Below are 12,566 nucleotides of genomic sequence, written 5' to 3'. Positions count from 1 at the left end.
CCGACCGTAGCCTGTCAAAAAAGCCCCCCTCGCTCTGCATGGGCGAGGGGGGTTTTTTCTTTGCCGGCCCGCCCTTACCGGGGCAGGGCCGCGGCCACGGCGGCGGACAGCGGTGTGGTCGGACGGCCGATCAGCGCCGACAGCTGGCGCCCGTCGTCGAATAGCGCGCCCTTCGACGCATCGGCGTCCCAGGAGGCGATGCCCTTCGCGAAGGCTTCGGGAAGGCCGAAGCCGGCGAGAATGGCGGCGTAGTCCGCCTCCGGCAGGTTCCGGTAGGGGATGTCCTTGCCGGACTGGCGGGAGATTTCCGCGGCCAGCTCGGCCAGCGTCACCGCCTCGTCGCCGGCCAGCTCGTAGATCCTGCCCTCGTGCCCGGTGCCGGTCAGAACCACCACCGCCGCGTCGGCGTAGTCGGCGCGCGTGGCCGAGGAAATCCGCCCGTCGCCGGCGCTGCCGATGAAGGCGCCCCCGGCCAGCGCCGCGCCGACCGAGCCGGTGTGGTTCTCCGTGTACCAGCCGTTGCGCAGAATCGTGAAGGGGATGCCCGACGCCTGGATCTCCACCTCCGTCTCCCGGTGCTCCCCGGCGAGGCTCAGCGGCGAGCGGTCGGCGTGGAGCAGGCTGGTGTAGACGATCCGGCCGACGCCCGCCGCCTTCGCGGCGCTGACGACGTTGCGGTGCTGCGCCGCCCGCTGCCCGATCTCGTTCGACGAGATCAGCAGCAGGGTGTCGACGCCGGCCAGCGCGCGGGCGAGCGCGTTGGGGTCGCCGTAGTCGGCCTCACGGACCTCGACCCCCAGGTCGGCGGCCTTGGCGGGGGAGCGCGCCAGGGCGACGATGCCGGAGGCCGGAACCGTCTCCTTCAGGCGGGCGATGACGAGGCGGCCGAGCTGGCCGGTGGCACCGGTGACGGCGATGGTCATGGGGTGGGTCTCCCGTTTGCGGTTGGGTGATGCCCACCTACCTAAATCACTTGCTTACTTTTCGTAAGTACGTACATAAATGTAAGTGTGAAAATTCCTGGCGGGAGAAGGATGGCCATGCCGGATCCGGACGACGATTATGTTCCGCTGCCGCTGTCGGAGCGGATGCAGCGCGGCGACCTGATGGCCGCGGCCTGCCCATCGCGGGAGGTGCTGAAACACGTCACCAGCCGCTGGGGCGTGCTGGTTCTGATCGCCCTGGAAAGCGGAACGCTGCGCTTCAGCGAACTCCGCCGCACCATCGGCGGGGTCAGCGAACGGATGCTGGCCCAGACGCTGCAATGGCTGGAGGGCGACGGTCTGGTCAAGCGCACCGCCCACGACGTGGTGCCGCCCCATGTCGACTACAGCCTGACGCCGCTGGGGCGGGAGGCCGCTGAGAAGGTGCGCCTCCTCGCCGACTGGATCGAATTCAACCTGCCACGGATCGCCGAGGGCTGGGCGGAGCGGCAGAACGCCGCCGCCGACTGACCCGTCCCGGAACAAAGCCGCCGGACGCGCGGGGGTGCGTCCGGCGGTGCCGAGTGTTGGGGAGTCGGCCTCAGCCGGCCACGGCCGCCTCTTCGGTCGGCGCGGCCGCCGTCAGCCCCAGCCGCTTCGCGATGCCCGCGCCATAGGCCGGGTCCGCCGCGAAGAAGTGGCTCACCTGACGCCGTTGGATGAAGCCCGGCGCCTGCCCCAGCGAGTTCGCGATGTTGTCCATCAGCCGCTCCTGGGCCTCCGCCCCGATCAGGCGGAACAGCGCGCCGGCCTGGGCGTAGTCGTCGTTGCCCTCGCGGTGGTCGTAGCGGGCGGCGTCGCCGGAGATACGCAGCGGCGGCTCGGCCACTGCGCGGTTCTGCACCGGCCCGCCGAAGCTGTTCGGCTCGTAGTTCGGGCTGCCGCCGCCGTTGCCGTCGAAGCGCATGGCCCCGTCGCGCTGGTAATGGCGGACCTCCGCGGCGTGCGGGCGGTTGACGGGCAGCGCCTGATGGTTCGCGCCCAGCCGGTAGCGGTGCGCGTCGGCGTAGGCGAACAGCCGGCCCTGCAGCATCTTGTCCGGGCTGAAACCGATGCCGGGCACCACGTTGGCCGGGCTGAAGGCGGCCTGCTCGACCTCGGCGAAGAAATTCTCCGGGTTGCGGTTCAGCACCAGTTCGCCGACCTCGACCAACGGGTAATCGGCGTGCGGCCACACCTTGGTCAGGTCGAACGGGTTGATGCGGCAGGCGTCAGCCTCGACCTCCGGCATGATCTGCACCGAGACGGTCCAGGCCGGAAAATCGCCGTCGCGGATGGCGGCGAACAGGTCGCGGGTGGCGTGGTCGGGATCGACGCCAGCCATGCGCACGGCCTGATCCGCCGTGAAGTTCTGGATGCCCTGGCGGGTTTTGAAGTGGTACTTGACCCAGAAGCGCTCGCCCGCCGCGTTGATCCACGAGAAGGTGTGGCTGGAGAATCCGTCCATGTGGCGGTAGCCGCGCGGCGTGCCGCGGTCGCTGAACAGGATCGTCAACTGGTGCATCGTCTCCGGCGACAGCGAGAAGAAGTCCCAGACCGCGGTCGGGTCCTTCAGGTTGGTCGCCGGGTTGCGCTTCTGGGTGTGGATGAAGTCCGGGAATTTCAGCGGGTCGCGGATGAAGAAAACCGGCGTGTTGTTGCCGACCAGATCGTAATTGCCGTCCTCGGTGTAGAACTTGACGGCGAAGCCGCGCGGGTCGCGTTCGGCGTCGGCGGAGCCCTTCTCGCCGCCGACGGTGGAGAAGCGCAGGAACACCTCCGTCTCCTTGCCCACCGCCGACAGGAACCTGGCCGCGGTGTAGGGAGTCACGTCGCGGGTCACCCGGAAGACGCCGTAGGCGCCCGCCCCCTTGGCGTGGACCACCCGCTCCGGAATGCGCTCACGGTTGAAGTGGGCGAGCTTCTCGATCAGGTGGAAGTCCTGCATCAGCACCGGACCGCGCGGGCCGGCGGTCAGCGAATTCTGGTTGTCGGCGACGGGGATGCCGGCCGCGGTGGTCAGGGTGCTCATGGCTCGCTCCTTGCGTTTCTTATCGGCCCCCGTTCTCATCGATCAGGGTGTCCGTCTTGCCCCCTGGTTATCCCGCCGCGTCGTTGATATATCCAAGACATCGTTACAAATGCTTCGATAGCCTGAACCTATGAATCTCGCCGGCCTGTCCCTTCGCGATCTGGAATATGTGGTGGCGGTGGCCGAGCAGCGGCATTTCGGCAAGGCGGCGGAACGCTGCTCGGTCAGCCAGCCGTCGCTGAGCGCGCAGATCCGCAAGCTCGAGGACCTTCTCGGCATCCCCTTGTTCGAGCGGACGAGCCGCCGCGTGCTGCCCACCCCGCAGGGGGAGGTGGTGATCCGGCAGGCCCGCGTCGTTCTTGAGGAGGCACGCCGCCTGCTGGCGCTCGCCCGTGGAACGGAAGGAGCCTTGCACGGTCCGCTCTCCATCGCGGCGATCCAGACGCTGGGGCCGTACCTGTTCCCCCATGTCCTGCCGGCGATGCGCCGGCACCTGCCCGACGTCCAGCTCGTCCTGTCGGAGGGGCGCACCGACGGGCTTCTGGAGGAGTTGCGGGAGGGGCGGCTCGACGCGGTCCTGCTCGCCCTGCCCGTCGACGGCGACGGGCTGACCTGCGACGCTCTGTTCTTCGAACCCTTCGTGCTCGCCCACCCCTCCGGCCACCGGCTGGAAAGCCTGCCCTCCATCGCCCTGGCCGACCTCGACCCCGGCGAGCTGGTGCTGCTGGAGGAAGGGCACTGCCTTCGCGATCAGGCCCTGGCCGCCTGCGGCGCCACCACCCGCGGCATGCGCCACGCCACCGGGCTGGAGACGCTGCGCCACATGGTCGCCAGCGGCACCGGCTACACGCTGATGCCGCGGCTCGCCACGGGGGATGGGGAGGCGGCGACGGTGGGCGGGTTGGTCGCCTACCGCGCCTTCCAGGGCGATCCGCCGGGCCGGGTCATCGGTCTGGTCTGGCGGGCCAGCGACCCGCGCGCCGCCGGCTTCCGCGCGCTCGCCCGCAGCCTGCGAGACGCCACCCCGCCCGGCCTGCGCCGGATCGAGGGCTCAGCCGACGCCTGAGTCCGGGTCCGCCATGAAGGCGAGGTGGTGCAGGACGATCCCGCTGGTCGTCGCGACGTTCAGGGAATCGAAATCCGGCGCCATGGGAATGCGCACGGTCCGCGTCCGCGCCAGGACGGAGGCCGGCAGCCCCGGCCCCTCCGACCCCAGGAGCAGAGCCGCCCGCTCCGGACGGCGCAGGCCGGCCAGGGTCACCGCCCCCGCCGGGCTCAGCGAGATGGCGGCGAAGCCGTGCCGCTCCAGCAGGGCGACCGGGTCGGTTCCCGCTGGAATTCGGACGAAGGGCACCCGCAGCGCCGCGCCGACCGACACGCGGATCGCCTTGCGGTAGAGCGGGTCGCAGCAGCCGGAATCGAGCAGCACCGCGTCCACCCCGAAAGCCGCCGCGTTGCGGAAGATGCCGCCCACATTGTCGTGGTTGCCGATCCCGCAGAGCAGCAGAACGGTGGCCCGCGGCCCCAGCGCAGCGAGCAGCGCGTCCGGTTCCGGCATCGCCGCCGCCCGCCCCAGCCCGAGGATGCCGCGGTGCAGCGGGAAGCCGGCGATGGCGTCCAGCACCTCCTGGCGGGCGCTGTAGACCGGCACTCCCGCCGGCAGCGAGTCGAGCACCGGCGCCAGCCCGGCGATCCGTTTCTCGGCGATCAGCAACGACAGGGTCTCGTGGCGCGAGGCGGTCAACAGCGTCCGCAGCACCACCGCCCCCTCGGCGATGAACCGCCCCTCCTGCCCCACGAGGTCACGCTCCTTCACGTCGCGGTAGGCGGCGATCCGCGGGTCGTCCGGGTCATCGATGGGGATGACGGCAGGGGGCATGATGGATGGCATGGGCGCCTGTGTAGCGTCCCCGGCGCTTGGCCGGAAGTCCGGAAAGCGTGATGCCGTTGTGAAGGGCGCCACTTCCCCACCGGCCAAAGCCCGATAGACAGGACCGGCAACGCGGGGCGGCAGTCCCCGCCCGAACGGAGGAATCGCCCATGCCGACCCTGTCCGTCGTCCGCGCCTTCGGCGCGACCCTGCCGAAATCGCTCGCCGCCGCCCTGCTGGGCATCTGCCGCACACTGAGGGAGCGCCGGACCCGGAACCGGGCCATGGGCGCCCCCGGCCGCTTCGACGAGCATCTCCTGAGGGACATCGGCGTCAGCCGCAGCGAACTGATGGCCGCCGAGCGCCTGAGGAAGCCCCACCGGCGCCGCAGCGGCCTCTGAAGCGGCGCCTACGGCTTGCCCGCCGGGCTCACCCGCAGGATCTCGCCCCGGTTCTCGTCGGTCAGCAGGTACAGCGCCCCGTCCGGCCCCTGGCTGACCTGCCGGATGCGCTTGCCCAGGTCGCGGAACATGCGCTCCTCGTGCTTGACCTTGTTGCCGTCGAGTTCGAGCCGGACGACCTCCTTGGTGGCCAGCCCGCCGTTGAACAGGCTGCCCTTCCAGCCCGGCACCGTGTCCGCCGTGTAGAAGGTCATGCCGGAGGAGCCGATGACCGGAGTCCACTGGTAGACCGGCTCCTCCATGCCGGGCGCGCTCGACTTGCCCGTTCCGATCGGCGTTCCGTTGTAGTTCACGCCGTAGGACACCACCGGCCAGCCGTAATTCTTCCCCGGCTCCGGCACATTGACCTCGTCGCCGCCGCGCGGACCGTGCTCGTTGATCCACAGCGCCCCGGTCTGCGGGTTCAGGGCGGCGCCCTGGATGTTGCGGTGGCCGTAGGACCAGATCTCCGGCAGCGCGCCGGACCGGTTCACGAAGGGATTGTCGGCGGGCACGGAGCCGTCGCGGTTGATCCGCACCACCTTGCCCAGATGCGAGTCGAGGTCCTGCGCCTGCGTCCGGAACTGCTCCAGCGAGCGTTCGCCCAGAGTCACATACAGATGGCCCTGGCGGTCGAAGACCAGCCGGGAGCCGTAATGCATCCGGCTTTCCACCTTGGGCTTCTGCGAGAAGATCACCCGGACGTCGGTCAGGGCGGTGCCGTCGGCGTTCAGCGCGCCGCGCGCCACCGCGGTGGAGTTGGTGCCGTCCTCCGTCCCGGGCTCGGAGAAGCTGAGATAGACGAGGCGGTTCTGCGCGAAGTCCGGGTCCAGCGCCACATCGAGCAGGCCGCCCTGCCCACGGTCGTCGACCTTCGGCACGCCCTTCACCGGAGGGGAGACGCTCCCATCCGACGCCACGATGCGCAACCGCCCGTCCTTCTCGGTCACCAGCATCCGCCCGTCGGGCAGGAAGGCCAAGCCCCAGGGGTGGCTGAGGCCGCTGGCGACGGTCTTCACCGACACCATGGCCTTTTCGGTTTTAAACACCTTGTCCACGGCGCTCGCGTCGGTGACGCTCAGGCAAGCCGCAAGGGTGGTGGCGGTCATCAGGGCGGCGGTTCGGCCCATGCGCATTCCTCGTCCTCCCGCATCGTCGCTGTCGATGGGTAGGTGGGGGCGCCACCGCCACGAACAAGACGCCCCGCCCCATGTCACCCTCATTCCCCCGATCCTTCGATCCCCTGCCCCGCCGGACCATGATCCGACGTCCGGAAACGCCAGCGGTCCAGGACCGGGCCCGTCGGGAGCGCAGCCATCCTCGAACCCGGTGACGGAAGGCGGAGCGTTCCTTGAAGCTTCGGCGGCGTTGGCCCGACAAAAGGAGGGCCGGAAATGGGAAAAGCCAGCAACCCGTCGGGGTTGCTGGCTTTATGATGGTGGAGCCAAGGAGGATCGAACTCCTGACCTCTACAATGCCATTGTAGCGCTCTCCCAGCTGAGCTATGGCCCCACTATAATCTCAGACCAACACAAGAAGTGTTGGTGCGCTTGGAGGGACTCGAACCCCCACGGCCTTTCAGCCACTAGGACCTGAACCTAGCGCGTCTACCAATTCCGCCACAAGCGCATCGTCTGCTCTTCGCATCCCGCGTCTCTTGGGGTGACGCGGGAGCGCTGATATAGCCGTGCCGCCGACGGGGCTCAAGCGAAATCGACATGGCCCCGTCACTTTTTTGCAAGACCGCAGGAGGGAGCGCCGCATCCCTACTCCGCCGCCCCGGCGTGGCGCATCCGGCCGGCATCGGCGGCCCCCATCCCGGCCAGCGCCTCGGCGGCGCCGCGGGCGATGTGCAGCGTGCGCTGCGGCAGCGGGAAGTCGATTCCCAACTCGATGAAGCGCGCTTTCATGCGCCCGTTGAACTCCCGGCCGACGTTCCATTGCTGGATGGGCAGCGTCTTGATCCGCGCCTTGATCACCGCCGCGGATTCCTGGAAGGAATCGACGCCCAGCACCTCCAGCGGTTCCAGGATCAGCGGCGCGAAACGCGGGTCCTTGCGCAACTCGTCGCCGATGCCGTGCAGCACCGAGACCACGCGGTCCGCGTTCTCGTGATAGGGAATCGCCACGTCGAACACGTAGTAGCTGAAGTCCTTCGTCATGTTCGACACGCTGGTGACCGCGCTGAAGGGAATGGTGTGCACCGTCCCGTCGAAGTCGCGCAGGCGGATGGTGCGGATGTTCATCCCCTCCACCAGGCCGCCCTTGCCGCCGACATTGACGACGTCGCCGACCGAGATGGTGTCTTCGAACAGGATGAACAGGCCGGTGATGACGTCCTTGACCAGGGTCTGCGCGCCGAAGCCGACGGCAAGGCCGACCACGCCGGCGCCGGCCAGCAGCGGCCCGATGTTCAGTCCCAGCTCCGACAGGGTGATCAGCGTGACCAGCGTCAGCAGCACCACCAGCAGCGCGCTGCGCAGCAGCGGCAGCAGCGTGCGCACCCGCGCGCTGCGCTGGACGGCCCGCCCGTTGCGGTCCGTCGTCGCCAGATGGCGCTCGATCAGACCGTTCGTCACCTCCCACACCCCGAGCGCGATGGCGCCCACCAGCAGGAGCGACAGGCCCGACGCCACGATGCGCAGGCCGATGGCCGTCTGCAGCCAGCCCCAGACGTCCAGTCCCCAGGCGTTCAGGACGACCAGCCCGCCCAGCACGGCCACCGCGGCGTGCAGCAGCCGCGCGACGGGGCCGATGTAGCGGCGCAACCGCCCCGCCGCCCAGGCGGAATGTCCCCGCCGGCGGTCCATGCGCTCCAGGATCGCCGCGGCGGCGCGGGTGATTCCCCGCCCGATCAGCCGCGCGACCCCGGCGACCACCAGGGTCACGGCCGTCGCCTGGACCACGAACAGGAGCCCGCCGCTGATCTCCAGTGCCCAGATGCCGAACAGGACGATGATGTAGAGGATGGCGACGGCGTGCCAGACGTCGGCCACGCGGCGGCCGGCGGCGCGCAGCATCCGCCCCGCCCCGGCGGCCCGCCGTCCGGGCGGAACCGGCGACACCACGTCGGACAGCGGCTGCGCCGCCGCGATGCCGCCGCGCAGGCGTGCGGCCACCGCCTCCCGGCTTTGCAGCACCAGCACCGCCAGCATGACGGCGACCAGCAGGCCAACCAGGGTCACCAGCGCGCTGTAGCTCTGCGCCGGCAGGCCGAGCCGCCGCGCCGCCTCGGCCAGGAACATGCCGTAGAGCGTGGTGATGGCGATGGTCCGGCACCAGCGCAGCAGCCGCAGGGCCGAGCCGTCGCTCATCGGGACCAGCCGCAGGTTGGGCGAGGCCGGAGCCAGCAGCGCCCGGACCACCAGAAGCACGATCTGCACGAAGATGCTGGCGTTGAGGAAGGTGACGCCCAGGACCCGCACCACCGGTGGCGGGTCGAACAGCGCCAGCACGCCGAATCCGGCGGCGGCGAAGGCGACGATGGGCGCCAGGTCAAACAGCGACCGCACCAGCAGCAGCGGCACCTTGGCGAGCGTGGAATGGATGGGCCGGGCCGCCAGCATGGCGCGCGGACGCCGCAGCGTGCGGATGGCGATCAGCCGGGCGCCCTGCCCGACCACCACCACCAGCACCAGTTCGGCGACCAGCCAGCCCCAGGCGGCGCGCTGCGCCGGGTCGGACACCTGCCGCTCCAGCCAGTGCAGACCCTGCGGCGCGTTGAGCAGGGCGTCGCCGGCCAGCGCGGCCTCCTGCCCCAGCCCGTCGAGCCGGTTCGACAGCAGGGTGAGCAGGCGGGTGCCGATCCCCTCCGGCTCCGCCGGCGCGGCGGCGGCCTCGGCCTGCTCCAGGGCGCGGAGTTGTCCGAGCAGGGCGGCCCGGCGGTCCGGGTCCTCCAGCGTCTGGCGCAGGCGGGCGATCTCCTCCGGGTTGGGGGCCGTTTCGGCCTGGGCCGGCGGGGTGGGCGTCGGGATCTGCGCCGAGGCCGGGGTCACGATCGCGCCAAGCGCGGCGGTCAGCAGGAAAAGAAGGGCGAGAAGGCCGCGCAGGGCGCGGAAGCGGGCGGCGGAAAGCCGTGGGGCACGGTCGTCGGAAGTCATCGTCCTCTGGCGGTTCCGGTTGTCGGGAAAGACCTTTGGAGCGGTCCGGTTCACGGGTCCAACCCAGGCCAACAGCGCCGGGCACGGTTTGTCTTGCAACGCAGCAAGCGCGACATTTTGTCCGGAGAACCGGCCACACCGCCCTCCGCTCTTGCGCATCAATCTAATATACTAGTATATATCTCAACGAAGCCCGGAAGCGCCCGCGCCCTGGCGCGGCGGGCCGCCCGATCCGGCGCCCCCCTTTCCCACCGGCCCTGGCCGGCGCCGCCCCCGATCCCATCCGGGGCCGCGAACACCAGCGGAGAACAGCATGTCCGTGAAGGTAGCGATCAACGGTTTTGGCCGTATCGGCCGTCTGGTTCTGCGGGCCATCTACGAGAGCGGCCGCAACGACGTGGAGGTCGTGGCGATCAACGACCTGGCCGACCTCAAGGCCAACGCCCACCTGCTGAAGTACGACAGCGTCCATGGCCGTTTCCCCGGCACCATCGAGACCCGCACCAACGAAGGCGGAGGCGGCGAGCTGATCGTCAACGGCCACTCGATCAAGGTCGTGCAGGAGCGTGACCCGGCCAAGCTGCCGTGGAAGGATCTGGGCATCCAGATCGCCATGGAATGCTCGGGCATCTTCACCAAGCGCGCCGACGCCACCAAGCATCTGGAAGCGGGTGCGGAGAAGGTGCTGATCTCCGCTCCGGCCACCGACGAGGACATCACGGTGGTCTACGGCGTCAACCACGACCAGCTCAAGGCCAAGCACCGCATCGTGTCGAACGCCTCGTGCACGACGAACTGCCTGGCCCCGGTGGCCTTCGTGCTGAACAACCTGATCGGCATCGAGAAGGGCTTCATGACGACGATCCACTCCTACACGGGGGATCAGCGCATCGTCGACACCAACCACAAGGACCTGCACCGCGCCCGCGCCGCGGCGCTGAACATGATCCCGACCTCGACCGGGGCGGCCAAGGCGGTGGGCAAGGTGCTGCCCGAGCTGAAGGGCAAGCTGGACGGCACCGCCATGCGCGTGCCCACCCCGAACGTCTCGGTGGTCGACTTCAAGTTCACCGCCAAGCGCGCCACCTCGGTGGAGGAGATCACCAAGGCGATCTCCGAGGCCGCCAACGGCCCGCTCAAGGGCATCCTGGGCGCCTACACCGAGGACCTCGTCTCCACCGACTTCAACCACGACCCGCACAGCTCGATCTTCGCGCTGAACGAGACCAAGGTCATCGACGGCACCTTCGTCCGCATCATGACCTGGTACGACAACGAGTGGGGCTTCTCCAACCGCATGAGCGACACCGCCGTCGCCATGGCCAACGCCAAGTAAGGGCGAAGCCGCCTTGCCCCCTCCCTAACCCTCCCCCGCTAACGCAGGGGAGGGGACTGCCGCCGCTTCGCAGAAATTCTCCCTCCCCTGCGATAGCGGGGGAGGGCCGGGATGGGGGCAATACGCCTCCCAACCCCCAAAAACTAAAACACCAGTTTTCAAAACCCGCCTTTTGAAAACTCCCTCTGAAGGAGCCGCGGCATGCCCCGGACCTCCGACCCGCCGACCGTGCGCATCGCCGCCCTGGAGTGCGACGCCGACGCCCTGCGGCGGGCCTTCCTGACCACGCCGGTCTTCGCCCTGGACGACCACGGCCTGCACGCGCGCTTCGAAGCGTTCGGCCGCACCGCCCTCGCCCTGTTCCGGGAAGCCGCCCGGCTGGACGGTAACGAACAGTCCGTCCAGCGCATCGAAGCCGCCTATCACCGCGTCCATGAAGCGCTGCAAGCCGTTGCCACGCTTGCACTTTCCAACACGGAGCCAGGTTTCCCGGCGCACGGGAGCGGCACCGCCGAACCACCGCCGCAGGACGTGCGACAGAGTGTCATCCGACGGGGTACGCAGTTCTCCTGACTTGCCTCGCAGCGCTGATATACTAGTATCCACCACGTCGACGGCGCGCTCCACGGACAGGCCAGACGGCCACCGGACCGGCGCCGCCCCCGCTGGGAATGCGCGGAACGCTTCCCCTTCCTTCGCCGCAACCGGCAGCCACCACCCCGGACTTTCCATCGACGGCCCAGTCGGACCGCCCCAGGAGTACCGACTATGAACATCAAATCCCGGATCGACCGCATTCCCGGCGGCATGATGATCCTGCCCCTGTTCCTCGGCGCCTGCCTGAACACCTTCGCGCCGAACACCGGCAAGTTCTTCGGGTCCTTCACCAACGGCCTGATCACCGGCACCCTGCCGATCCTCTCCGTCTGGTTCTTCTGCATCGGCGCCAGCATCAGCCTGAAGGCCACCCCGCTGGTCCTGCGCAAGAGCGGCGTGCTCGTCTCCGTGAAGATCCTCACCGCCGCCACCATGGGCATCGTCGCCTCCTGGTTCATCCCGCACGAAGGCGTCAGCTCGGGCTTCTTCACCGGCCTGTCGGTGCTGGCGATCATCGCCGCCATGAACGACACCAACGGCGGCATGTACATGGCTTTGATGCAGCAGTACGGCACCAAGGAGGAATCCGGCGCCTTCTGCCTGATGTGCCTGGAATCCGGCCCCTTCATGACGATGGCGACGCTGGGTCTGGCCGGTCTGGCCGCCTTCCCCTGGCAGACCATGGTCGGCGCCCTGCTGCCCTTCCTGATCGGCTTCGCGCTCGGCAACCTGGACCAGGAGTTCCGCAAATTCTTCGGACAGGCCGTGCCGGTGATGGTGCCCTTCTTCGCCTTCGCGCTCGGCAACAACCTGAACTTCGCGGTCATCCTGAACACCGGCCTGCTTGGCATCGTCCTCGGCCTCTCGGTCATCGCCATCACCGGCTTTACGCTGGTCCTCGCCGACATCCTGCTCGCCAAGGGCAACGGAACCGCCGGCATCGGCGCCGCCTCCACCGCCGGTGCGGCCGTGACGGTCCCGCCGATCATCGCCTCCATCGAGCCGAGCTTCGCCCCGAGCGCCCCGGCCGCCACCGCCCTGGTCGCCACCAGCGTCGTAGTCACCTCGCTGCTCACCCCGATCCTGACCGCCTGGTGGGCCCGCCGGTTCGGCGTCCTCTCGCCGCGCTATCTGGCCGCCCAAAAGAACGCCGAAGCCCAGGCCCTGCCGGCCCAGCCCGCCCCCGCCGAGTAGCGGCGACCGGCGGGGTGCCGTCCCACCCCGGACGA

General features: G+C 69.4%; 11 protein-coding genes and 2 tRNA genes. 6 read left to right on the top strand and 7 right to left on the bottom strand.

The features are described from left to right. Nucleotides 1–74: 74 nt before the first annotated feature. Nucleotides 75–923, bottom strand: a complete 849-nt coding sequence (locus ABVN73_RS25365; RefSeq protein ID WP_353861843.1) for an SDR family oxidoreductase — start codon at nt 921–923, stop codon at nt 75–77. 117 nt (nt 924–1,040) lie between these two features. Here ABVN73_RS25365 and ABVN73_RS25360 point away from each other — a divergent pair, with 117 nt between their 5' ends. Continuing rightward, the gene (locus ABVN73_RS25360; protein ID WP_353861842.1) at nt 1,041–1,454 is read left to right on the top strand and encodes a helix-turn-helix domain-containing protein; all 414 of its coding nucleotides are present in this window, start codon (nt 1,041–1,043) and stop codon (nt 1,452–1,454) included. Between the two features lie 70 nt (nt 1,455–1,524). Here the strand turns inward: ABVN73_RS25360 and ABVN73_RS25355 are convergent, their stop codons facing one another. Continuing rightward, nucleotides 1,525–2,994: a catalase gene (locus ABVN73_RS25355; RefSeq protein WP_353861841.1), complete on the bottom strand. Its 1,470-nt coding sequence runs from the start codon at nt 2,992–2,994 to the stop codon at nt 1,525–1,527. Between the two features lie 130 nt (nt 2,995–3,124). Between ABVN73_RS25355 and ABVN73_RS25350 the strand changes: the two genes are divergently transcribed. Then, nucleotides 3,125–4,060: a LysR substrate-binding domain-containing protein gene (locus ABVN73_RS25350; RefSeq protein ID WP_353861840.1), complete on the top strand. Its 936-nt coding sequence runs from the start codon at nt 3,125–3,127 to the stop codon at nt 4,058–4,060. Here ABVN73_RS25350 and ABVN73_RS25345 read toward each other — a convergent pair. Continuing rightward, nucleotides 4,046–4,873 carry an RNA methyltransferase gene (locus tag ABVN73_RS25345; RefSeq protein ID WP_353861839.1) on the bottom strand — a complete coding sequence of 276 codons (828 nt, stop codon included), beginning with the start codon at nt 4,871–4,873 and terminating at the stop codon, nt 4,046–4,048. The two genes, ABVN73_RS25350 and ABVN73_RS25345, sit on opposite strands and share 15 nt — an antisense overlap. 161 nt (nt 4,874–5,034) lie before the next feature. Here ABVN73_RS25345 and ABVN73_RS25340 point away from each other — a divergent pair, with 161 nt between their 5' ends. Continuing rightward, nucleotides 5,035–5,265 (top strand): hypothetical protein, encoded by a 231-nt coding sequence (locus ABVN73_RS25340; protein WP_353861838.1) that lies wholly within the window; start codon nt 5,035–5,037, stop codon nt 5,263–5,265. 8 nt (nt 5,266–5,273) lie between these two features. Here the strand turns inward: ABVN73_RS25340 and ABVN73_RS25335 are convergent, their stop codons facing one another. The 4 genes from ABVN73_RS25335 to ABVN73_RS25320 form a co-directional block, all read right to left on the bottom strand. Next, nucleotides 5,274–6,440: a PQQ-dependent sugar dehydrogenase gene (locus ABVN73_RS25335; RefSeq protein WP_353861837.1), complete on the bottom strand. Its 1,167-nt coding sequence runs from the start codon at nt 6,438–6,440 to the stop codon at nt 5,274–5,276. A 300-nt stretch (nt 6,441–6,740) separates the two neighbouring features. After that, nucleotides 6,741–6,816, bottom strand: a tRNA-Ala gene (locus ABVN73_RS25330). A 30-nt stretch (nt 6,817–6,846) separates the two neighbouring features. Continuing rightward, nucleotides 6,847–6,933: transfer RNA gene (locus tag ABVN73_RS25325), tRNA-Leu, on the bottom strand. 137 nt (nt 6,934–7,070) lie between these two features. Then, the gene (locus ABVN73_RS25320; protein ID WP_353861836.1) at nt 7,071–9,404 is read right to left on the bottom strand and encodes a mechanosensitive ion channel domain-containing protein; all 2,334 of its coding nucleotides are present in this window, start codon (nt 9,402–9,404) and stop codon (nt 7,071–7,073) included. A 313-nt stretch (nt 9,405–9,717) separates the two neighbouring features. Here ABVN73_RS25320 and gap point away from each other — a divergent pair, with 313 nt between their 5' ends. The 3 genes from gap to kdgT all read left to right on the top strand — a co-directional run bounded on the left by gap (nt 9,718) and on the right by kdgT (nt 12,531). Continuing rightward, nucleotides 9,718–10,740: a type I glyceraldehyde-3-phosphate dehydrogenase gene (gap, locus tag ABVN73_RS25315; RefSeq protein WP_353861835.1), complete on the top strand. Its 1,023-nt coding sequence runs from the start codon at nt 9,718–9,720 to the stop codon at nt 10,738–10,740. A gap of 201 nt (nt 10,741–10,941) precedes the next feature. Then, nucleotides 10,942–11,313: a hypothetical protein gene (locus tag ABVN73_RS25310; RefSeq protein ID WP_353861834.1), complete on the top strand. Its 372-nt coding sequence runs from the start codon at nt 10,942–10,944 to the stop codon at nt 11,311–11,313. Nucleotides 11,314–11,508: 195 nt separating this feature from the next. Continuing rightward, nucleotides 11,509–12,531, top strand: a complete 1,023-nt coding sequence (gene kdgT, locus ABVN73_RS25305; protein WP_353861833.1) for a 2-keto-3-deoxygluconate transporter — start codon at nt 11,509–11,511, stop codon at nt 12,529–12,531. The last annotated feature ends 35 nt before the right edge of the window (nt 12,532–12,566 follow it).

The organism is Azospirillum formosense (assembly GCF_040500525.1).
Lineage (GTDB): Bacteria > Pseudomonadota > Alphaproteobacteria > Azospirillales > Azospirillaceae > Azospirillum > Azospirillum formosense_A.
The sequence above is the reverse complement of the archived record's forward strand: the minus strand, read 5'-3'. Positions and strand labels throughout refer to the sequence as shown.